This is a genomic window from Halocatena marina, assembly GCF_023276375.1.
Classification (GTDB): Archaea; Halobacteriota; Halobacteria; order Halobacteriales; family Haloarculaceae; genus Halocatena; species Halocatena marina.
The window spans coordinates 2,763,552-2,785,527 of record NZ_JALLPK010000001.1 but is presented as its reverse complement, the minus strand read 5'-3'; the positions used below and the strand labels follow the sequence as shown (position 1 = coordinate 2,785,527).

At 54.2% G+C, this 21,976-nt stretch carries 19 protein-coding genes and 2 tRNA genes; 6 read left to right on the top strand and 15 right to left on the bottom strand.

Annotated features, from left to right (window positions below):
* Position 1 precedes the first annotated feature (1 nt).
* Entirely contained in the window at positions 2 to 1,564 is a 1,563-nt protein-coding gene (locus MW898_RS12935; RefSeq protein ID WP_248907974.1) for a DNA-directed RNA polymerase subunit B'', read from the bottom strand.
* Entirely contained in the window at positions 1,561 to 1,791 is a 231-nt protein-coding gene (locus MW898_RS12930) for a DNA-directed RNA polymerase subunit H (protein WP_248907972.1), read from the bottom strand. Before MW898_RS12930 ends, MW898_RS12935 begins: the two co-directional genes overlap by 4 nt.
* Positions 1,792 to 2,020: 229 nt before the next feature.
* Here MW898_RS12930 and MW898_RS12925 point away from each other — a divergent pair.
* Both MW898_RS12925 and MW898_RS12920 read left to right on the top strand, forming a co-directional pair.
* Positions 2,021 to 2,093, top strand: a tRNA-Asp gene (locus MW898_RS12925).
* Positions 2,094 to 2,615: 522 nt separating this feature from the next.
* Positions 2,616 to 3,647, top strand: coding sequence for a thioredoxin domain-containing protein (locus MW898_RS12920; protein WP_248907970.1), 1,032 nt, complete (start codon positions 2,616 to 2,618; stop codon positions 3,645 to 3,647).
* A 700-nt stretch (positions 3,648 to 4,347) separates the two neighbouring features.
* Here the strand turns inward: MW898_RS12920 and MW898_RS12915 are convergent.
* The 6 genes from MW898_RS12915 to MW898_RS12890 form a co-directional block, all read right to left on the bottom strand.
* Complete coding sequence (locus MW898_RS12915; protein WP_248907968.1) at positions 4,348 to 5,094, bottom strand: hypothetical protein; 747 nt, start codon at positions 5,092 to 5,094, stop codon at positions 4,348 to 4,350.
* A 270-nt stretch (positions 5,095 to 5,364) separates the two neighbouring features.
* Positions 5,365 to 5,640 carry a DUF7111 family protein gene (locus MW898_RS12910; protein ID WP_248907967.1) on the bottom strand — a complete coding sequence of 92 codons (276 nt, stop codon included), beginning with the start codon at positions 5,638 to 5,640 and terminating at the stop codon, positions 5,365 to 5,367.
* A 54-nt stretch (positions 5,641 to 5,694) separates the two neighbouring features.
* Entirely contained in the window at positions 5,695 to 6,984 is a 1,290-nt protein-coding gene (locus tag MW898_RS12905) for a threonine synthase (protein WP_248907964.1), read from the bottom strand.
* A 53-nt stretch (positions 6,985 to 7,037) separates the two neighbouring features.
* On the bottom strand, positions 7,038 to 7,454 hold the full coding sequence (locus tag MW898_RS12900; protein WP_248907962.1) for a VOC family protein: 417 nt from the start codon (positions 7,452 to 7,454) through the stop codon (positions 7,038 to 7,040).
* Positions 7,455 to 7,542: 88 nt separating this feature from the next.
* A complete protein-coding gene (locus tag MW898_RS12895) occupies positions 7,543 to 8,685 on the bottom strand; it encodes an acyl-CoA dehydrogenase (RefSeq protein WP_248907960.1) in 1,143 nt (380 codons plus the stop codon).
* Between the two features lie 140 nt (positions 8,686 to 8,825).
* Positions 8,826 to 9,686: a 3-hydroxyacyl-CoA dehydrogenase family protein gene (locus MW898_RS12890; RefSeq protein WP_248907959.1), complete on the bottom strand. Its 861-nt coding sequence runs from the start codon at positions 9,684 to 9,686 to the stop codon at positions 8,826 to 8,828.
* Between the two features lie 153 nt (positions 9,687 to 9,839).
* Between MW898_RS12890 and MW898_RS12885 the strand changes: the two genes are divergently transcribed.
* From MW898_RS12885 to MW898_RS12870, 4 genes are all read left to right on the top strand, one after another.
* Complete coding sequence (locus tag MW898_RS12885) at positions 9,840 to 10,628, top strand: class I fructose-bisphosphate aldolase (protein WP_248907957.1); 789 nt, start codon at positions 9,840 to 9,842, stop codon at positions 10,626 to 10,628.
* Positions 10,625 to 11,482, top strand: a complete 858-nt coding sequence (locus MW898_RS12880) for a class 1 fructose-bisphosphatase (RefSeq protein ID WP_248907955.1) — start codon at positions 10,625 to 10,627, stop codon at positions 11,480 to 11,482. The genes MW898_RS12885 and MW898_RS12880 overlap by 4 nt, the downstream gene beginning before the upstream one ends.
* Before the next feature lie 281 nt (positions 11,483 to 11,763).
* Positions 11,764 to 12,759, top strand: a complete 996-nt coding sequence (locus MW898_RS12875; RefSeq protein WP_248907953.1) for a DUF2804 family protein — start codon at positions 11,764 to 11,766, stop codon at positions 12,757 to 12,759.
* Between the two features lie 54 nt (positions 12,760 to 12,813).
* Positions 12,814 to 14,520, top strand: a complete 1,707-nt coding sequence (locus tag MW898_RS12870; protein WP_248907951.1) for an acyl-CoA carboxylase subunit beta — start codon at positions 12,814 to 12,816, stop codon at positions 14,518 to 14,520.
* 60 nt (positions 14,521 to 14,580) lie between these two features.
* Here the strand turns inward: MW898_RS12870 and MW898_RS12865 are convergent, their stop codons facing one another.
* The 7 genes from MW898_RS12865 to gnd form a co-directional block, all read right to left on the bottom strand.
* Positions 14,581 to 15,150, bottom strand: coding sequence for a PH domain-containing protein (locus MW898_RS12865; protein ID WP_248907949.1), 570 nt, complete (start codon positions 15,148 to 15,150; stop codon positions 14,581 to 14,583).
* A complete protein-coding gene (locus MW898_RS12860) occupies positions 15,147 to 15,764 on the bottom strand; it encodes a PH domain-containing protein (RefSeq protein ID WP_248907946.1) in 618 nt (205 codons plus the stop codon). The genes MW898_RS12865 and MW898_RS12860 overlap by 4 nt, the downstream gene beginning before the upstream one ends.
* Positions 15,765 to 15,852: 88 nt before the next feature.
* The gene (locus MW898_RS26020) at positions 15,853 to 19,176 is read right to left on the bottom strand and encodes a UvrD-helicase domain-containing protein (RefSeq protein ID WP_248907938.1); all 3,324 of its coding nucleotides are present in this window, start codon (positions 19,174 to 19,176) and stop codon (positions 15,853 to 15,855) included.
* A 120-nt stretch (positions 19,177 to 19,296) separates the two neighbouring features.
* The gene (locus MW898_RS12850; protein ID WP_248907936.1) at positions 19,297 to 19,752 is read right to left on the bottom strand and encodes a MaoC family dehydratase; all 456 of its coding nucleotides are present in this window, start codon (positions 19,750 to 19,752) and stop codon (positions 19,297 to 19,299) included.
* 253 nt (positions 19,753 to 20,005) lie between these two features.
* Positions 20,006 to 20,078 (bottom strand) — tRNA-Arg (locus MW898_RS12845).
* Positions 20,079 to 20,224: 146 nt separating this feature from the next.
* Positions 20,225 to 20,812 (bottom strand): 2Fe-2S iron-sulfur cluster-binding protein, encoded by a 588-nt coding sequence (locus MW898_RS12840; protein WP_248907934.1) that lies wholly within the window; start codon positions 20,810 to 20,812, stop codon positions 20,225 to 20,227.
* Positions 20,813 to 21,075: 263 nt separating this feature from the next.
* A complete protein-coding gene (gene gnd / locus MW898_RS12835; protein WP_248907933.1) occupies positions 21,076 to 21,969 on the bottom strand; it encodes a phosphogluconate dehydrogenase (NAD(+)-dependent, decarboxylating) in 894 nt (297 codons plus the stop codon).
* Positions 21,970 to 21,976: the final 7 nt, after the last annotated feature.

The window sequence follows — 21,976 nt, the reverse complement described above, 5'->3', positions numbered from 1 at the left end:
CTTAATCACCAGCAGTTCGCTCAAGCGTATCGAGACCAGCGATTCCTCGTACGCCCATTGCAGAAAGTTCTCGCTTCAATGTTCGTTCGTCTTCGATATCCTGTGAGAGCTCCATCGCCTGCGCGAAGTTCTTCACGAGTCCACAGTTCGGTCCTTCTGGTGTCTCAGAGGGACAGATACGTCCCCACTGGGTCGCGTGCAGGTCACGCGCCTCGAAGTGAGGCTGGCTCCGCGAAAGCGGACTTCGAAGTCGGCGAAGGTGTGACAGAACGCCCATGTAATCTGTTCGGTCGACGAGCTGTGAGACGCCCGACCGTCCACCGACCCAGTTACCCGTTGCGATCGGATGCTCCAGCCGCTCAGTAAGGACATCAGATCGAACGACGGTATTCACTGAGAGTCTTCGATTACGCATGTTTGCTCGTTCGAGTTGGTACTTCACGTCTCGAGCAAGCTTGTTTAGCGCCGTCCGGAACAGATCGCGCATCAGGTCGCCGGACACCTTGAGTCGCTTGTTCGCGTAGTGATCTTTATCGTCAGCCTCGCGTCGGTTGAGCGCGAGTTCGAAGCACGCCTCAGCCATCCGACAGAGGTAAAATGCCTTGTTCAATCGGACCTCCTCTTCCTCGATACCGTCTTCGTGAAGGTGAGGGAGGAGATATCGATCGATGACGTAGTTTGCACGCTTGAGCTGGTAGTTTTTCCCCTGTCCCTGCGCGACACGCTTACCGAGCGCTTCGATGGCTTCGATCGTCGATTGGACCTCTGCGGCCTCTAAGTTTTCGAGCATGAACTTCACGACCTCGGGGTCGTCGCTCACTCGGTGGACGATCTCTTCATCCGACTCCAATCCAAGTGCTCGAACTAATGTAACAAAATTAATGCTACCGGAGACAGACGGGAAGGACACTTCAAGCAGCCCTTCGCGGTTTCGTTCACAGAGAACGAGGGCTCTGTATCCTCGGCGTTGCGAGAACGTTTTTGCGACTTGAATCTCATCGCCGTACTTCGTATCGTACTCTGCGAGGATCTTATTGGGCGCGAGGTCTTCTGAGGTCATCAGCACGCGCTCTGAACCATTGACGATGAAGTAGCCGCCTGGATCAGCAGGATCTTCCCCGATCTCGATGAGTTCCTCATCAGAGAAGCCGGTGATATTGCACTTATTCGAGCCGACCATGATCGGCATCCGGCCGACTTTCGTCTCGGATTGGTCGACAATGTGTTCTTCTTCGTCCACGCCACCGCGGACGATAGTCATTTCCATGAACACAGGGGCGGCGTATGTGATGTTTCTGAGCCGGGCTTCTTGTGGATACTGTAATTCTTCGCTTCCGTCTGCTTCGCGTACCCGCGGTGTAGTAACTCGAACGTTGCCGAGTTCTACCCACACGGGCTCTTGTCCCTCTTTGTCGCCTATATCGGTGTTAATACGCTCCTTTTCGTCGACGACGTTCTGCATCCCGCGTTCAAGAAATCCATTGAATGAGCGGAAATGGTGAGCAGCGAGGCGGTCACGGGAGAAATACTCGCGAGAGATCGTACGTCGGTCTTCTCTGTTCATTCTATCACGAGTCGGTATACAACTGCCGTATCTGTGGTTCGCGAATCGCGTTCGATACGAACGACATTGCCACTCTCGACATCGAGAGCAGCAAGTGCCGGGTCTTTTCGTTTTATTTTCGGTAGGTCGGTTCGGTCAATATTGTACTCGTCCAGCACCCGTTCGAGTTTGTCCTCGTCGACAATGGAATGCTCTGGGACGAGCTCGTGTTCGGTTGCGTCTACCATGTGTGTATCTGGCCAGTGGTGGAGAAGGTTGTCACGAGATACTACAGTCTCGTAGCCGGTCTATCCTGATAAGATTTACTACCGAATGGCGGCGCTGCTCCCAGCGACCGCGGGCATGCTATCGTGAAGGTACAGCGATACTCGTCAATACGCTATACAACAACATACCCTTTGGGGTGACGTTTGGAAAGACTTAAATGTGATACCCCAGTAGAGTCAGATGTCGCTTGCCCGGGTGGTGTAGTGGCCCATCATACGACCCTGTCACGGTCGTGACGCGGGTTCAAATCCCGCCTCGGGCGCTTTCTCAACAATTTCTAAACGTAGGAGTGAGTACTGATTCTTAGTTTACTGTTACACTATTGTCCTTGTTCGCGCACACGTCAACTCAAAGAGCAACGGAATAACCCCATGTCATGTATTACCATAACACGACACTTTCCCATATCACTATTCTATTCATTCAATATAGTAACCAAAAGTAATAATATGACGGAGATTGTAGCTATCGTCGGAACTCCCTCCGTCACGAGCCGTGCAATGATACCGCACGGTCTGATATTTAGGAGGCATCAAACCGCCTCCGTATTGCGATTGAACGGTCCAGTAAAACAGTTGCAACAGTCAAAACGGTTTGAGAGATTCCATGAACGACCAACTTGCTTTTTAACCCTGTTCCATGCAATGCTATTCGGATGAAGCCATCACGTCGCAAATTCCTAACAGTGACAGGTAGTGCGGCTGTTGCGAGTGTAGCCGGAGTTGGTTCTGCTAGTGCAAGCGCGATCTCTCCAAGTGACATACCCGTCCCAGATGATACATCGATGATGTTCCCCACAATGGGGACGAAGGCGGATAATCCGACTGCGTCACTTATCGGGGCTGATAAGTGTCCGTTTACGCAGGAGTTCGCGTTCAACAACCTCCAAGATGTCATCAATGACTACGTCAATGAGGGCAAGATGAACATCCGATACCTTCCGCTCGCTTACGAGCCGGATCCGGATAACCCGACGCACGGTCAGTCAGGAGTGTTCATCTCATCTAGTGACCCCCGACTCGGCGCAGCCTCGCTCGCTGTTTGGGAAATCGATCCAGATTCGTACTGGCAGTACTTCTTCACGATGTTCTCCGAGCTCCCCTCGGGAACAGTAACACTGGACGACCTCGAGTCCAGAATGAAGAAAGCAGCTGTTAGTGACCGCGATGAGATCCTCGCACGCGTTGAAGAAGGTCGATACTCGGATCTCGTCGAACAAGCCACGAAAATCGCGAGAGGGCTCGATGTGCCGAACACGCCCCGGTTGGCAATGGCCGAGAAGATCGTCAACCCGCGTCACGAGGTCAAGAATCTCCTTGACTTTGTCGACAGCAACCTTTCGTCGACGGTTTCGCACCTGCCACAGAAAGACTCAGAAGACACGCAAAAGTCCGATGCTTCCTCGGAGAGCGCTAAGGGCTCGAGTGAAGGCTCCTCAACAACGTCGATCACGTTCGACGGAGGCTCGGCTAAGGGCTGGGCACACTATGAGTTCACGGTGTCGGGCGAATTCGAGCAGACTCGCACGATGAGCGCATCGATTGACAAAGGAGACTCGATCTCAGGTTCCACCGCCAAAGGTGGCGTCGGTCCGTGGAAGGACACCTACACGTTCTCGGGGAAGGTCACTGATCTCTCCCTCTCCCAGCCGATTGACGTTCTCGTCGACGGTTCGGTTGTCGATCTCGATGAGCTGAACGCTGAGGTCAAGTCGAATACCCTTGATGTCAAGGCGAGCAAGGACTCTGATAAGAAGCAACAGAACACAGAGATTAGTAGTCACCAGCTCTCTGCAGCACGTGCGTGCCGCCGGTGATACCACCACAATCTAATTCATCGCAGTTTAATTCACGCTCGTCTTCAGGACACGTTATTTTTTAGCCATCGAGTAGCGGTGTCGGTTACACGTATTCCTGTCTTGCTAGATTGCCAATCTGATGTGTGATCTAGTCTGGGACCGATCGTGTACAGTGTACCGAGTCATACATCGTGCGTCTCATTTCCCTTAGTAGGATGATTTGTTGGCGTGTATCGGCTGACACGCCTTTCGAACGACGAATACGGTGTGAGTTGATCTACTGTATCATGTCCCACTAGATGAGTATCGTGGCACTCCTGAGTACGCAGAGGAGCGAGATGTTCTATCAGTGTGAGCCCGACAGTATTGTCACCTCTTGGCATCGACTCTTAGTACACGTGTTTCTTGTCATCACGAAGATCGAGTGGACGCTCCGAAGAGGGGTTCACATTCGTATTCAAAGAAAGCATGGTCGAACCCACATGAGTTCGTATGCGATTCGTATAGAAATGAACGAGGATTAGACGGAGTGGACTTCACTGGAAAGAAGCTTAGGCCTCTATCGAAAAGTGCGAGGATCAGTTGGTTACCTCGGCCAGCAGCTCACCGATCCAATAGCGCACGATTTGTTCCACAGCAAGCGAACAGGGTAGCGAGTTATGAGCAGTAGCCGTATTTCATCGAAATGTACGAGTCATTGCCCTCGTCAGATCCGGTTTTAAGAGGCGCTGTATTCGATGGTCCCCGACCACGTGTCGTAGAGATCATCTGACTGGCTGTCCTGATCGAGGAACGAGACCCGAACGTTAAGCGTTCCGGAAGCGAACTGTTTGAGCGCCGCTGTTGGAACCTCAATGGCGAACGATCCATTCTTTTCGTAAGTCACTGATGCGCGTGCGACCAGTTTGTTGTTGATCTCGATGATGAAGTAGGGCTCACCGTCTACGTCTCCCTCTGGGTCAACGTTCTTGAGGCGGGTGTCTGCGAAAATCTGAACGTCGAAATTGCTGTACCCGCTACTGCTCGTGGCTTGTTCTTTGTTGATGAACTTCGTATTCGTGATGCGCTGTTCGATCTTTGACTCTGTCGGCCGTGTCGGTGGCTTCGGCTTCGGCCAATCCGCCTGCGTAGACGTGTTCTGTGCTGCCGTTGAGCTGCTGGCTACTGTCGATGTTCCCTCAATACTCACCGTCGTTTCGGTGGTTGTCGTAGTCGTGGTAGTCTCAGCACTTGTCGTCGTAGTCGTCGTCGATTCCTCCGAATCTTCCGGATCATCCGAATCCTCTGATTCATCGGATGACGTTGCTGTTGGTGTCGACTCATCCTCATTCTCTGCTGGTGTCTCGTTTGCGTCTGTTTGTGTCGCCGTTGGTTTTCCAGGATCGACTGGCGGATCGATCGCGCTACAACCGGCGAGTAAGATCGAAAGTACCAGTACAAGCGTAGTTATTCGACGAATATTCATATTGGGGCAATATTGCACATCGGGATAACGTTTGGGTATTTACTTGTATCCAGTTGGTATCAAATCAGGATGAAATATTTAATTATTGAAATCGCTGCAGGATTGTCGGATTCCGTCTCGAACTGTCGTACATTGTTGAATGAAATTTTAGCCAACAATAATATGAACATTGCTCATCATTCGATAAAGAGAACTCCCCATTTGTTCTCGCGGACCTCCGATAGCGAGAGACAAGTATTATCACCAATATATCAACTGGGTGGCGAACGTTCACATCCCCATATCTTTCGCTTGTTCGGGTATCGGTAGCTCGTTCATTGAGATATCGAGTCGTTCGGCGGCGTGATCAAGCGCCATATCGAAGCCGTAGTATCGCTCTAGTTCTTCGCTCTCGACTGTCCTTCGAACCGTTACCATCGCGTAGCCGTCGATATTCTGTGTGATGGCTGCTGTTGTTTCCTCGCGTTCGAACGTGAGGACGCGTTCGTTTTCGGTCTCGTAATATCGAGCCGTGATTCCAGCAATACCCTTCTTTGTATCACTCATACACCTCATTGGAACGGTAACCTGTCGTAACTATCGGTTACTACCGTCGGATTCTCAAACATCGAGTCCGTACTGTGTCGAGAGTATTTCTCGCACCGCTGCCCAACGTGCTGTCATCGGAGCTTGACTCGAATTCGAATCCGACTCAGAGATCGATGGAGGATCGACCCTCGGAGCTGTCCACGTTTCGCCGTCTTTGAACCCGCTTGAGGTTGCGAGACAGACGATCGGGCCATCGACAGTCTGTCCGGCATCGATAGCAGCGAGAAGGCCCGCAATGCCTGCCACACCGGAGTGTTCTTGCCATAGTCCCCCGCGAGCGGTCCGCGTCTGGGCAGCACTGAGTTGCTCTTCGGTGAACGTCCACGCTGCACCGTCGCTTTCTTCGATTGCTCGCCGGCCGCGAACGGTGCTCGTTTGCGTCTTGATCGCAGACGCCGTTGTCGGATTTGCCTTGACTGTGGCAATTTCACGATCGGTTTCGAGTGCTGTCGCTAACGGGCCACGGGCTGCTGGCTCGCAAGCAATCATCCGTGGTGTCCCCTCGATGACACCCAGATCACCAAGCTCACGAAACCCCTTCCAGACGCCGTAAAGAAGCTCTGCGTGACCGGTTGGGACGAATACCGTTCCTGGCGATCGGTTCAACTGTGTCACTATCTCATAGGCGATTGTTTTGTAGCCTTCCGGCCCGAACGGGTGGCCCGTGTGAATTGCCGTCCGAGTGCTCGCCGGATGGTAACCGAGTCGCTCGGTGATGAGATCGAGTATTTCCTGTCGGTCGTGCCAGTCGTCCATTGCAATCACTGCCGCGTCGTACGCACGGAGAAACCGCTGAACTACTGGTGGCGTTTCGGGGGCCGTCAGTACGATACAAGGAAGACCAGCACGCGCTGCGTACGCCGCGGTGGATGCGCCATGATTACCCGAGGAGGAAACAACGAGCCCACGCGCGTCCGTCTGAACGGCAGCACTGACAACACACCGATTCAAGCGATCCTTGTGGCTCCACGTCGGATTTTGACTCTCGTCCTTGACGAATACCGGCGTATCGAGATCGAGCCAGTCACCAATCGATGGCATTTCGATCAGTGGTGTCTGTCCCTCTCCGAGTCCAATATCCGCGAGCGGGGGCAACAGAGGACTCCATCGATCGAATTTCGTCAGTTCGCTCTCGAACAATCCACGATCGACGCTCTCGTAGTCGTACGTCACTTCGAGCGGATACTGCACCTCCTCGGTACTGGTTTCGGGACAGCCAAGCGTCTGGGGCGGCCACAGCGGATACGTCGTTTCCGGATTACCAAGCGACTGTTGGGCCTCAGCGAGTGAGTCTTCTGACATTAGGTCCCATCTTGGAGAATAACAACAAAACGATTTCTCCGATTGTTGGATTGTTACCCTGCGTTCGAACCACCAATCACTGTCTTCGGTTCGAAGAGACCGAGCACGTTTCCGGATGGATCTTCGAGCGTCGCTTCCGTTCCCCATGGCTTTTCGGCTGGTTTGTCTCGAAATGTCACTCCACGGTTTCGTAATCGTTCGTACGCCTGCTGACAATCCTCAGTTCTGAGGACGAGTACTGTGTGATCGGCAGCCTGTGTTCCAACCCGTACTCGCTCTCGTGCGGTGCCTGCCTCGATCAGCGCGATCTGTGGGAATGCCGCGCCAGCAGGAGCGACAGTCACCCACCGAGGATCGTCACCTGTTCCAATATCCTCTCTGATCTCGAATCCGAGAGTCTCTGTATAGAACGGAAGCGCTTCGTACTGGTCGTCGACAAGAACCGTCACGTGTGTTACGTCCGGTATCATCTCACGTACCTCATCGGAGAAACGACCTGTGTGGATAAATGCTGAATCCTAGTGTGTAAGGTGAAAGTGAAACTGCTACGAATATATATCAGTCGAGGAGCTGTTGTGCGATCGTATTCCGGAGGACTTCGCTCGTTCCCTCGTAGATTTCGTTGAGTTTGGCATCTCGATAGAACCGCTCGGCAGGAAAGTCCTTTGTGTAGCCGTATCCGCCGTGAATTTGTATTCCCTCGTTGGCGACTTCGCGGGACACTTCACTCGCGTACAGTTTCGCCTGTGCGGCTTCTTTGATGAATGAATCGCCTCTGATTTTCAGATCGGCAGCCTTGTGCATCAACAGCCGAGCAGCGTTTACTTTCGTGTCCATATCCGCCAGCTTGTGCTGGATTGATTGGAACTCGGAGATAGACTGATCAAACTGCTCACGTTCCTGAGAATACTGCAGTGCTTCATCGAGTGCGGCTTGTGCGATCCCAACCCCTCTTGCGGCGATCGTAATTCGTCCACCGTTGAGCGTTTTGAGCGCGTGGATGAATCCATCACCCTCTTCGTCCAGCAATCGTTCTTCCGGGAGCCGCATATCTGAAAATCGGAGCTCGGCTGTCGGACAGCCCTTGTCACCGAGTTTGTGCTCGGTTCCTTCGACGTGAAAACCCTCGTCCTCGTCCGGACGGACAACAAACGAGGAAATTCCCTTCGATCCGGCTTCTGGGTCAGTCTTGGCGAACAGCGTGACGGTGTCAGCAACCGACCCGTTCGAAATCCAGAGTTTGCCACCGTTGATAACGTACTCATCTCCATCACGCTCGGCAGTCGTTTCCATTGCGGGCACGTCGCTTCCGGCCTGTGGTTCTGAGAGCGCAAACGCTCCGATATCTCGCCCTTCTGCGAGTGGCGTCAGATACGCCTCCTTTTGCTGTTCATTCCCGAACGCATAGAGCATATTCCCCGCGAGCGAAGTGTGCGCGGCCACGATGGTCCCAAGTCCACCGCTCCCACGACTGATCTCCGCTAAACCGATCGCATACGAATGATAATCGAGCCCCGCCCCTCCGTACGCTTCGGGAAACGGCATTCCCATCAGACCCAATTCCCCCATCTCTCGCACGAGATCAGCAGGGAACTCATCCTCGGCGTCAATCTCCGCTGCAACGGGCACGACTTCCTCGTCAACGAACTCGGAAACCATCCCACGGATCTGTTTTTGTTCTGCCGTGAGGCTAAAGTCCATGATCGATGTGGGTACTACCCGACCTTGATTGTTAGCATATGCTGTCAGTTGTCCCGCTGAAATATCGATCCGAAACGCTCGTCGAGTGAATCTGCCGCGATGTACGCAGCCGCGTTATTCAGTACGTGATTTGGACGGGTTCAGTCGTATCGATAGAACCCTGCCTCGGTTTTCTTTCCGAGGTCGCCGGTTGCCACTTTTCGCTTCAGAAGATACGCCGGTTTGTAACGATCACCGAGTTCCTCGTAGAGGGTCTCTGTTGCATCCAAACAGACATCGAGTCCGATGTGATCTGCGAGTTCGAGTGGCCCCATCGGAACGTTTGTACCGAGCTTCATCCCTCGGTCGATGTCTTGCATCGAAGCGACACCTTCGTCGTAGGCGCGGATTCCCTCGTTAATCCACGGCATGAGTATGCGATTAGAGACGAACCCAGGCTTATCGTCCGAGGTCCACGTCTCCTTTCCGAAACACTCTGCAAGATCATGGGCGAGAGACACAACATCGGCTGTGGTCTTCTCTCCGACGACAACTTCGACACCTTTCATGAGCGGAACTGGATTCATGAAGTGCATCCCGACAACGAGTTCTGCTCGCTCGGTCGCGCTGGCGATTGTAGTAATCGAAAGTGTACTCGTGTTCGTCGCAAGCACGACTTCATCGTCGACGGTCTCATCGAGATCCTCGAAGATATCTTGTTTGATATCCATGTCCTCGACAGCTGCTTCGATGGCAAAATCACACCCACAAAGATCGTCAAACTCGGTTGTTCCCGTGATGCGGTCGCGAATGTCGTCTGCTTCCGACTCGGTCATTGCCTCTTTACTAACGAGTCGAGAGAGACTGTCCTCGACAGTCTCGTACCCGTGATCGACGATATCTTGTTCGATGTCGTGCATGATCACGTCGTACCCTGCTGTCGCTGCAACCTGTGCAATACCATTGCCCATCGTTCCTGCTCCCACTACACCGATGCTGTCGATACAGTCGAATTCACGCATATACACCGTTGCGCTGTCAGGAAGCCTAAACCTGCCGGGAGAAGATAGTGAGAGTAATATGCAACTTTCTGGGGGAATGTTACTCAAATTCGAATAAATATTTTCAAATCGTAGGTCGTTACACTAATTACTGCCCTTGTCGACATTCGACCTATGATCCCGATCAACGATTCGCCACTTACACGGGATGGTAAGGTGCTTGTCCTCGCGTACGATCACGGGCTTGAACACGGTCCAAGCGATTTCACCGGCATCCCGGAGAGCGCTGATCCCACGCGAACGTTCGAGGCGGCGACCCATCCGGCGGTCACATCACTTGCCGTCCAGAAGGGGATCGCTGAAGCGTACTACCCGTCTTACTCGGACGACGTTGACCTTCTGCTGAAGCTCAACGGGACGTCCAATCTGTGGATGGGCGAGCCAGACACCGCTGTCAACTGCTCTGTCGACTATGCACACGAAATTGGCGCGAGCTCAGTCGGCTTCACGCTGTACGGTGGTTCGAACTACGAGATCGAAATGGCAGAAGAGTTCCGCAGAGCGCAGGAACGCGCGCGCGAATACGACCTCCCTGTCGTTATGTGGTCCTACCCGCGTGGTCAGGGGCTGAAGAACGATACGAAGTCGAACGTCATCGCCTACGCGTCTCGTCTTGCGCTCGAACTCGGGGCTGACGTGGCCAAGGTGAAATACCCCGGCTCGAAAGAGGGAATGAAGGACGCTGTTCGAATGGCTGGAAAAACGAAGGTCATCATGAGCGGTGGGTCAAAGCGCTCCGACCGCGACTTCTTAGAGAGCGTTAAAGCCGTCATGGACGCGGGCGGGAAGGGTCTCGCTGTCGGCCGAAACGTCTGGCAGCGCGAGAATCCGGAACAAATCCTCGATGCACTCGAGAAAGTGATCTACGAGGGTGCGTCCGTCGACACTGCACTCGAAAAATGAGCGCAGTTGAGGAGGTCTTCGATGTCGTCGCGGCGAGCGCGCGCGACATCCGCGACAGCCTTGTCGGCCGCCGCACATACGAAGACGAGGAGAATCCGAGCGGCGAACAGCAACTCGAAGCAGACGTGTACGCCGACCAGTTGCTCGAAGAACGACTCCTCGCCATCGACGCTGTTAGCGCATACGCAAGCGAAGAGCGCGACGATATCGTCGACAATAGTGCTGATAGCAACGGAGACGGGTATTCAATTGCTGTCGATCCGCTCGATGGCTCCTCGAACGTAAAATCGAACAATGCGATGGGAACCATCGTCGGCGTTTACGACGACCCGCTCCCGACCACTGGCCGATCTCTCATAGCAGCAGCGTACGTTCTCTATGGTCCGCTCACAACCATGGTGACCGCACACGATGCGACGGTCTCTGAGTACATCATCGAAGACGGTGTTCGACGACTGGTTCAGGAGGATATAACGCTTCCCGATGATCCACTCGTCTACGGATTCGGTGGGCGTGTCCCGGCGTGGACCGATGATTTCACAGACTATGTCCACGAGGTCGAACACGAACTCAAGTTGCGCTACGGCGGCGCGATGATCGCGGACGTGAATCAAGTTATGACCTACGGCGGTATCTTCGCGTATCCAGCGCTCGAATCCCGTCCTGAGGGCAAACTTCGTCTGCTCTTCGAGGGTGCTCCTATCGCTTACATCGTAGAAAATGCGGGTGGACAATCCTCGAACGGTGAGCGCTCGCTTCTCGATGTTGAGGCAACCGAAATTCACCAGCGTGTTCCTGTCCACGTCGGCAACACAGAATACGTAACCCGACTGGAAGAGTCACTGGGAACGTAATCGAACTTCATTGGTGTCTCACATCGGTTCGAACTGATGTACGGCAACCGGAATCAGAGCCGGAAATGAAAGGATAGGATAGCAATCCGTTTTCTTCCTTATCATAGAGTGAGACGACGTGTGTTAGCCATCGAGATGTGACACGACTATTGATTGGTAGAGCGATGGCGACAACAATGTTGGCCGGTAGTGGCTACGATGTGATTCGATGATTACGACTAATGGTGTGGCTGGTAGCTTCGAGCAAAACATCTAATTCATAGTGTGTTCTCTATTGAAATATGAGTCTCGGGTCCGCTCCCGCTACTCCTGTGACCAGTGCAGACATCGATTTCGGTACGTATCGGGGTTCGTGTGCGACCACGGATCTCGGTTTCGAGTCCCGTCTCAGACGACTCACCCGACTCCGTCGGGAAAAGCGCTGGCAGCGGTTCTGGGTGGCGGATGATGCGATCGCTCTCGGTGGCGCACTCATCGCCACTGGTCCTGCGGGAATCGCCTCGCTTTGGGCGTTCGACCGCGTCGAGCGCGAGATGTTAGTCGATTCGTCGTCGATGCTCCCACCGTTTGTTGTCCGGATCGACGACAATCCAACAGCGGCAACGACGGCAACCGCGCGGTTCTTAGACTGTCGATTTGCTGTCGGTCAGCGTGGTGATCGGCGTCACGTTTCGAGCCGATTGGGTGAGACGAAATTCGCACTCGGATACGAGGTTCCAGCGGCTGACCCCATAACGGCGGTTTGTCCGGTCGATACCGGTCGGAAGGATGACTCCAAACCAGTAGCAAGCGTCAATATCACACAGAAATCGGCCTGCCTTCCGGTTTCCGGGTGGATCAACGCTGGTGACAGGAGCCATCGACTGGGTGAGGACGCCGTTGGGATGCTCGATTACTCTCACGGGTTGTTGGGACGCGAAACGGTGTGGCGCTGGGCCATCGCAAGCGGCTACGCCACTGACGGCACGTCAGTCGGCTTCAACGTCGTCGATGGATTCAACGAGGGACTGGAAAACGTCGTCTGGATCGACGGCAGTCCCCGAGCGATCGAAAGCGCACACACGCTGTTCGAGGACGATTCGGAGTGGCGGATTGAAACCGCAGACGGTGAACTCTCTGTCGCTCTCACAACCGAGGGAGTCCGCTGTCAGAATGTCGATTTCGGGCCATTCGATCTCCAAACACGAATGCCGATCGGTCGCTGGCACGGAACCATTGGCAACCGGGAGATCGAAGACATCTATGGTGTCGCAGAGATTCATCGAGCGAGATGGTAACGATTGAGGCAATTATTAGAAAGTCCTATTAGCCCAGTCTGGCGAATTCCCCGTATGAAGGTCCGGATCGATGCGGACGCGAGCGAGGACGAAGCCAGCGCCACTGCTGCTGCACTCGCCCGCCACACCGTCGAGGAGGTCGAGGTGTACATCGGCGATGAGGACGAACCAGCCGTCATTCACACCGGCGATCGGGTTGGTGATGCTGTTCCCGGTGACGATATCGGTCCAACAGAACGGGAAATCACACTCATCGAGGAAATCTCCCGTATCAAGCAAGGTGGGCCAGAGAAGTACAAGGAGCGACTATCCGATCAAGGGAAGCTCTTCGTCAGAGATCGTCTCGATCTCTGGTTTTCCAATGTGTTGTTCGAAGACGGGAAGTTCGCTGAATTCGACGCGGACGATCGGCTTCCGGCTGATGGACTCCTGACCGGCGCTGCCGAGTTCGAAGGCCGGGATGTTCACTTCATGGCCAACGATTTCACCGTGAAAGCGGGGAGTATGGCCGAGAAGGGCGTCGAAAAGTTCCTGCGGATGCAACAACGCGCCCTCGAAACAGGCCGTCCCGTCCTTTATCTCATGGACTCTTCCGGCGGGCGCATCGACCAACAGACGGGATTTTTCGCCAACCGCGAAGGTATCGGGAAGTACTACTACAACCACTCGATGCTCTCGGGGCGGGTTCCACAGATCTGTGTGCTCTACGGTCCCTGTATCGCCGGTGCTGCGTATACGCCAGTGTTCGCCGACTTCACCATTATGGTCAAGGACATGTCGGCGATGGCGATTGCCAGCCCACGGATGGTCGAAATGGTTACCGGCGAGACGATCGACATGCAAGATTTGGGTGGTCCAGACGTTCATACGACCCAATCGGGAAGTGCCGACCTCATCGCTGAAGATGAAGAACACGCCCGTGAGCTCGTCTCTCAGCTCATTTCGTACCTTCCGAACAACTGTGATGAATCTCCGCCGAAAACATCTTCAGTCGCACCTCGGAACTCGCCGACGAATATCGATCGGATCATTCCTGAGCATCCGAACAAGGGATACGACATGCACGACCTCATCGACTGTGTCGTGGATGAGGACTCCCTCTTCGAGCTCCAACCGGAGTTCGGTTCGGAGATTATCTCAGCATTCGCGCGCATCGACGGACGGCCGATCGGCATTATCGCTAATCAGCCAACCCAGCGCGCCGGTGCAATCTTCCCTGATTCGGCAGAGAAGGCCGCCCGGTTCATCTGGAAGTGCGATGCATTCGATATCCCACTGTTGTATCTCTGCGATACGCCCGGATTCATGGCTGGTTCACAGGTCGAGAAGGAGGGCATTCTCGAACAGGGAAAGAAGATGATCTATGCGACCTCATCAGCCACGGTTCCGAAACAGTCTGTCGTTGTCCGAAAAGCCTACGGCGCAGGCATTTACGCCATGTCCGGTCCGGCGTACGGTCCAGAGTCGACGATCGGTCTCCCATCGGGAGAGATCGGGATTATGGGGCCCGAAGCGGCGATCAACGCCGTCTATGCGAACAAACTCAACGCCATCGACGATCCAGAAAAGCGGGCCGAACGAGAACAGGAACTCCGCGAAGAATACCGCGAAGACATCGACATTCATCGGATGGCGAGCGAGATGGTCATCGACGAGATCGTCCCCCCAAGCATGCTCCGCGAGGAACTTTCGAATAGATTCTCATTCTACGAAACCGTCGAGAAAAGCCTTCCTGATAAAAAACACGGCACAGTGCTGTAACCGGCTCTTACGCTGCAGTGCTCGTACCGTCGTTATGAATTTCCATTCTGCGTCTACGAATCAGCGGGCTGTTTCGAGTGCCTCCCGGAGTGCTCGTACCTCTGCTAGTACTGCCATCCACTGTTCGAGAGAGCCCGGACTGTCGTCTTCGGACGCTTGTTGGTTGATGATCGATCGTACCTCTTGTGGGTTCTCGATGGTGGAGAACTGAATGGTGCTGTTTACGCCTGCTGTGTCGATGGAGACCGTCCCGTAGCCGAGGAGTGTTCCTCGGAGACCTTGTGAAACTGAACTATTCTGGACACGGCTGAGATCGACCTGTTCAACTCGTCTACCGAGTATCCCCCGCTTGATGTACAGCGACCGATTCGTAATCACAAACTGTGTGTTCGTGATGACGAGGTACGTCCACACTGGTATCGCAATTCCGATGGGAATTAACACGCCCAGCCACAGCATGATTCCTCTCGGGAGAAACTGGTCTCCAAGTCCCGGAGCGACGACACTCGTTACGCCGACCACGATGAGAAGGACCCCGAGCACGGCGTCTGGGAGAATGATCATCAGACGCGGGTGGCCCGACCAGTGTACCACCTCGTCAGGAGCGAGTCCCAACACGTTCGAACTCATGGCTCTTTGTCGTTCTCCGTTCGATTCTCACTCTCCTTCTCACTCTCCGGGATACGTTCATCAGCGCGGTCGCGGCCACGCTCGATTTGCGGAACGCTCTCATTGGTTTCGACAGTCCGGCGAATGGCCCGTAGCTCCGCGAGAATCTCATCGAGAACGTCGGCTTCGTCACTCGATCCGCCGTGTGCCTCGCTACTCCGCTCGTTGATGAGCGTCTGCACCTCTCGCGGTTCTGCGACGCTTCGAAAACGCATCTCGACGCCACCAGTGCCAGCAGTGGCGATATCGACAGTTCCGTAGCCAAAATACGACCCCATCATCGACTGTTGGTAGGACGTGTTTTGCACCTTATCGAATTCGATGCGCTGAACGTTCCGCGAGAAGATCCCGGTCTTCTTATACACCGCAGCGGTCGTGACGACATAGTTCGTGTTCGTGTGATGCAGATACGCGGAGACGACAATCGGAATGCCGACGAGAACGAGACACAACGGAATACCGATGACCAGCGACGATACGAGACTGAATCGATGTGGCGTCTCTCCCCACAACATCTCCTCGTCCTCATCGAGCGTCAACCACTCGAACTGTCCATCGGTTGGTGGCGTGTTCATATCTCTGATATTTATTTCGTGGTTGGTAACTGTTGGGTGGCTCTATGAGGGGGCAAACGTCGGTTTGTCTGATGGGCTGAATCGCGCACTATGATTCGGCAGTGCTCGATTCCTCTGCGTCGAGTGGCTTGACTTCGACCGATTCGTTGAGTCTGATCTCTTCTCCAAAGCCCTCGTTTGTGGCCTCGAAGTTCGAGAGCCGATAGCGTTGTCCCGGATCGAGTTTCTGGGTGAACGCTTCGTCCCACGTTTTGAGTGTCACTGTGTATCCTTCGCACGCGAAAGTGGTCTCGAATGGTTGATCACTGCCCGGCTCGGGAGGGTCCCACGGCCCGGGAATGCCTATAGGGGTCCACACGTTCGATCGACGCTCTTCGAAGAACTCATCTATGTCTTTCAGATACTTCGATACGTTGTTGCCATCTGTGATGGCATGGAAATAGCGCTCTGATCGGGTTAGTGCGACATAGCAAAGACGGCGTTCCTCTGCAGAATAATCGACCGTGTTTGCGATGGCTGGTTCGAGTAGTTCGTCTGTCTTGTCACTGGAGGGCAATCCGTTAGGTGTCCCATCGGTTGCGTTCAGGAGAATCACGCATTCGGCTTCGGTACCCTTCGATTGGTGAATTGTCAGTAGTTGGACGCCATCATCATCGGGTTCATTTACTTCTGTCCGAAGAATCCCGCGTTTGTCGAGAGGGGAGGTAACGTCCCATAGAGAGTCCTTCGTGCGCGAAAGGATCATGATGTCTGCGGGGTCGATGCCGTCTTCGTGGAGCGTCTTCTCGACCAGATCGGCGGCATGCGCGCCGACGCGACTCTCAGAAATACCGCCCAATTTATGCATCACGGGAATCTCCGGCAGACCGCTAAACGCCTCGACGGCTTTCTCGTTTTGCTGTTCTTCGCTGTGTGCCATGAGTTCCGCGCCAGCCTCCACGATCGTCGGCGGACAGCGGTAGTTGATCGCGAGTTGTGTGTGTTCCGTCCCGTCGAAACGGTCGTCGAACTCGGTGAAATACCGGGGGTCAGATCCTCGGAAGCCATAGATGCTCTGCCAGTCGTCGCCAACGGCGAACAGGTGGGTGTCTTCTGGCTCTTCGAGGAACGTTTCAATGAATTCGAGAATGGGCTCTGAAACGTCTTGGAACTCATCGAAGAGAATGTGCCGATACTCCCCGCTGAAATACTCGGGATTTTCCTGCCCGAGTCGGGTTGCACTCTTTATCATATCGTGATAGTCAACCGGTTCGTCGGTCGATCGAGCACGATCGATATACGCCTCAAGTATGGCACACCCTGCTTGTCCAAAGTGATACTGTGTCCGGTTCGCTTTCGTGAGCTGTTTGCGTATCTCGTCGGGCGTCTGGTCGAAATCACGAGCTTTCTTTATGAACTCTCCGTATTTTCGGGCAAAGAATTCGTAGTTTGTTTCCCTTGACGACTTCGTATCTTTGATGTAATCTTCATCAGACCGGATGAATCTATCGTGATGGTACTTGAACGACTCCATCGGTTCCGGATGCCGTGATTCGAGTTCGTGTGACCCATCGATGAATCCTTCAACGTAGCGTTTTCTGGCTGCTTTTTCATCCCAATCGTCATCGATGGAGCCAATTATCGAATCTTCAACAATGCTCTGTGCGAGGGAGTGGAATGTCGAAATATTCAGGTCATCACGTGAGACGCCGTCGAGTGCATCCGCGATGCGTTTTTCCATCTCATTGGTGGCGTCGTTTGTGAACGTAATCGCGACAATGTCATCCAAGGGGATTCCCCGTTGATAGAGGTACTGAAAGCGGTAGGTGAGCGTAAGCGTCTTTCCCGTTCCGGCGCTTGCGTCCACGAGATTGTGCAAGTCGTTGCGAACGATGGCCTTTTGCTGTTCGTCGTTCAGCGGTCCATGTTCGGTTTCAAAAAGGTCTGCGAACCGTTCACGGTCGCGCTCAACGAATTCTTCGTTATAGGCAGGCAGCCGTCGTGAGAGCTCGGTGAAGCGGGCTTTCTCGTTCTCGGCCCACTCCGTCATCTCCAGTGGAAGCAGTTCGAGTTGTACCTCCCGGTGGAGATCGGTTAGCTGCTGACAGATCGTCGAACATCCTTGTTCGAGGAATTCCTGATCCGGTGTGATCATGTAGTTCTCACCCTCGCTGTAGGGTTCGAAGCGTTCCTCGAATCCATCGATCGTCGGCTTGATCTCTCCACGATGTTGGTTGAACGCACGCAGTTCTCTGACGTATTCGAACGCATCGGCAACGCTGTTCGTACTCGCCGAGAGCCACCGGCGTTTGTCCGAGGAAAGGTGGTAGAAATCGAGCGTATCGCGTAGCTCACGGACGGTCTCATTCGCCGTGTCTAGCCTGTGCTCTGCCGATTTGAGATCAATCTCTGGCTCCTCTCGATTGTACCGATCGTTCAAAACCTGTTCAATGGTCGTCCCGTAGTTCTGTTCGACGGATTGGAGCTTTTCCGAACATTTCTCTTCCTCTTCGTTCATCTTCCTCGTTATCTCTCTCCTCTTTTCGAGATATCCGGAGCGAGCGAGCCACGCGAGTATCTTATCGAATCCGTCCGGCGCTCGTTCAATGAGTTGATCGACGCCCTCGGCGTCTGCTTTGTGCTTTTCGAGTGCAGGACACGTTACGCTCTTGCCCGCGTCCGGGAGTCCCTGTCCGAACGATTGGTTCTGCATCACGGCCTCGTCGTCGTTACATTCGCGTGCGTAGGCGTCCCAGAGATCTGCTGGCGTCGGGTCGAGGTCGTAGTCGAGGCGTTCACCGGCGCGCCGGTGCCACTTCCCGAACGGATCACTGCCACCAGCGCGCATCCGATCAAAATGCGCTCGTAGCTGTTTCCTCGCGGCGCTCTCACCGGATTTAACGTACTTCTCTCCCCGTATCGAAAATCTACACGTCTCGCGGGGACAGACGAGCGCTTCGATGTACTCCTCTGGATCGGCTTTTTCTTGTTCGAATACGTTTTCCCACGCCTTCGTTTCGCGCTCTCGTGTCTCTTTGTCGGCTTCGATTGGGGTGTTCGGTCGGTCGACTTCCGTGTGTGGAGTCGGTTCCTGTTCAAGTTCCACGGCACAGCGGAGACAGGCTCGATGTTCCACATTCGTCACGCCATCGCGGGTGTGATGACCAACCCAACGAACACCACCCTGCTCGAGGGACCCGCGCACAACGACTGGGCTCTTGATGAGCCATTCCTTACACCGTGCTAATCCTTCCACGATTACTGTCCCAACGTCATCGACTCGATACCACCCCGCAACAGCAGCACCGCCGATAACTAAAAGAAAAATCGCTAGCGCAAACGGATTAGTGAGAAACGATAGTATTGCTGCCAATCCCTCAAGCGCGGGAGAGATCGCGAGTACAATCCCTACCTTCTCCAGAATCCAGTACACAACAGCCAGAATTACAATCAGTCCGAATAACCCTACTCTAAATATCCTGTTTCTAATCACATCTAACTATCATATGATGCTGATTAATATATTTTATTAGATGTGTATATCGAACTACTATTATTGTTTTTTCAACGAGAGCGTCGTCCGATCGAATTCACAGACGAGGGTTTCGTCTTCGCCATCGATTGTGAAGACTTCGACGTGCATCGTGACGATGCCACGTTCCCCATCAGAGGTTTCGCGCTTGTCAGTGACCGTGGACTGTACTCGAATAGTGTCCCCGTGGAACACCGGGTTCGGATGCTCGACGTTGTCGTACGAGAGGTTGGCGACGATGGTGCCGTCGGTGGTATCTGGAATGGTCAATCCCACTGCGAGCGACATGGTGTACAGGCCGTTGACCAACCGGCGGTCAAACTGTGTTTTAGCTGCAAATTCCTGATCGAGATGCAGCGGCTGCTGGTTCATTGTCATGTCGCAGAAACGCTGATTGTCACTTTCGCTAATCGTGCGACGTTTTCCGTGTTCGATCGTCTCTCCCACCTCGAACTCTTCGTAGTAGAGACCGGTCATCCTACGAATAGTCGGCTGAGTCGAATAAAAGGGTAGGGGAACGAGCCCGCCAAGCTTTCCCCTCTGCCGCACGCGGCTTCGGGCAAACCTTGACCAAACGTGGGGAACCAGACACCGTCGTTGAATGAGCTAATACTTGCTGCCCGTAGTTCGAGAAACAACTCGGCTCGAACCGATTGATCCATACACCGCTCACGATAGCTCGACAAACAGCGATGAGAGCCGTGCCGGATCGGAGTAAAAAGTGAGGAAACGAGCCCGACGGGATTTGAACCCGCGACATCTTGGTCCGGAACCAAGGACTCTGTCCACTGAGCTACAGGCTCACGTCACAACATATCATTTTTCATCAGCGGATATAACGGTTTTGAGTCTCTCGTTGTTCTACTCGAACTGAGAGAGTAATAACGATTAGATTAAAATTAGATCAGGTCAGGTCAGGTCAGGTTAGCTTAGCTTAGCTTTGACTTGATTAGGGTGATTCGCCGGTTTCGAGGGTAAGGTCAGCGACCGGGTAGGCGACGCAGGTGAGTGTGTACCCGTCGCTGAGTTCTTCTTCACCGAGCATTTGATTCGTGTGATGTTCGACGTATTCTTCTGCGTGTCCGTCGGTGATGAGTCCGCCACAGGAGATACATTGTCCTTCACGGCACGCGTAGGGTAGGTCCCATCCTTCGTCCTCACCAGCATCGAGGAGCGTCTCGTTTTCTTTGACCTCGATCGTCTCTCCTTCCTTGACGAACTCCACTTCGTACACGTCGGCTTCGTCGTCGGGAATCGAGGATGGGTCGTCCTCATCTACGGTCTCTTCGCCTTCTTCGAGTTCACCTTCGGCTTCGGCTTCGCCGCTGACAACCGCCCCGACGCCACCTCCACCGCCACCGATGGAGCGACTCATCGGTTCGGGAAAGTCCGTTTCGGGTACCGTGGCAGCGCGGTGTTCGAGCACATCGTCAACGATGTCCTCTGCGGGCTGCCACGCTGTCCCTTTCGAAAAATGCAGTATGACCACGGTGAGCGTGAGCATGATCCCCAGCCCGAGACCCAGTGCATCTACCATGCAAATCGCTTAGAAGCAAGCGTTTAACAGCGTTGTGATTCGGCCCACCCACCTTTTTCACGTTCGGATGTGCTGGGTGCATCGCTCACTCGGCGAGACTGTTACTCTGCCGGCGCTGTGACTCCCCAGATCCTCCTCGTCTGCTTGGGGTACTACACGTGGATTTTATATGGGATTGGTGATCGGATGCGGTCGGCGCTAGCAGAATGTCGGAAAGAAATAGACGAGCACGACCGTTCCGAGACGTCTGGTTTCTGTTCGCGCTATTCGGTCCGTGCAACTTCGTGGCGACCGAATCCGTACCGCAATCGGTTCGCCAGCCGTCGTGAGAACCGATCCGATCGACTCCCGAATCGTTCTGCCAGCGCTGCATAAATGAGCGGTACGGGAACCTCCTGTGTGAGCGCCTCTTCGACTGTCCACGTTCCCGTCGATCCCCCTGCGACGTAGTCTGCGACGGTGCCCAGATTGGAGCCTTCTTCACGGAACGCCTCCTCACAAAGTTCGAGGAGCCACGAGCGGATGACAGCACCGTTGTTCCACGTTCGTGCCACCTGTTCGAGGTCGAGATCGTAGCGACCGTTTGCGAGCAGATCAAACCCTTCCCCGTAAGCTTGCATCAGCGCGTATTCGACGCCGTTGTGGACCATTTTCACATAGTGTCCGGAGCCAGCCGGTCCCATTCGCCCGTGTCCATCGGGTCCGGTAGCGACTGCATCGAACACTGGCGAACAGGTCTCATACGCCCATTCTGGGCCGCCAATCATGAGTGAGAAGCCATGCTCTGCTCCTGCCGGACCACCACTTGTTCCACAGTCGAGATACGCAGCGTCTGTTTCCCGCTCGCGCCGAAGCGACGCTTCAAAATGGGAGTTTCCACCGTCGATGACGATGTCCTCGCTATCGAGATGCGGTTCGAGTTCAGTGAGCGCAGCGTCTACCGCATCGCCAGCGGGAACCATGAGCCAGATGCGCTTTTGTGCTCCTAACTGCTCGACGAGCTCTGATAGTGAGTCAGCCGGAGTCGCACCAGCATCGCTCGCGTCCGCAACCGCTGTTTCGTCTACGTCGAACGCCACCACGTCGTGGCCGCCTTCTACGACTCGATCGACGACGATTCGTCCCATCCGTCCGAGACCAACGACACCTAGTTTCATACCAAGC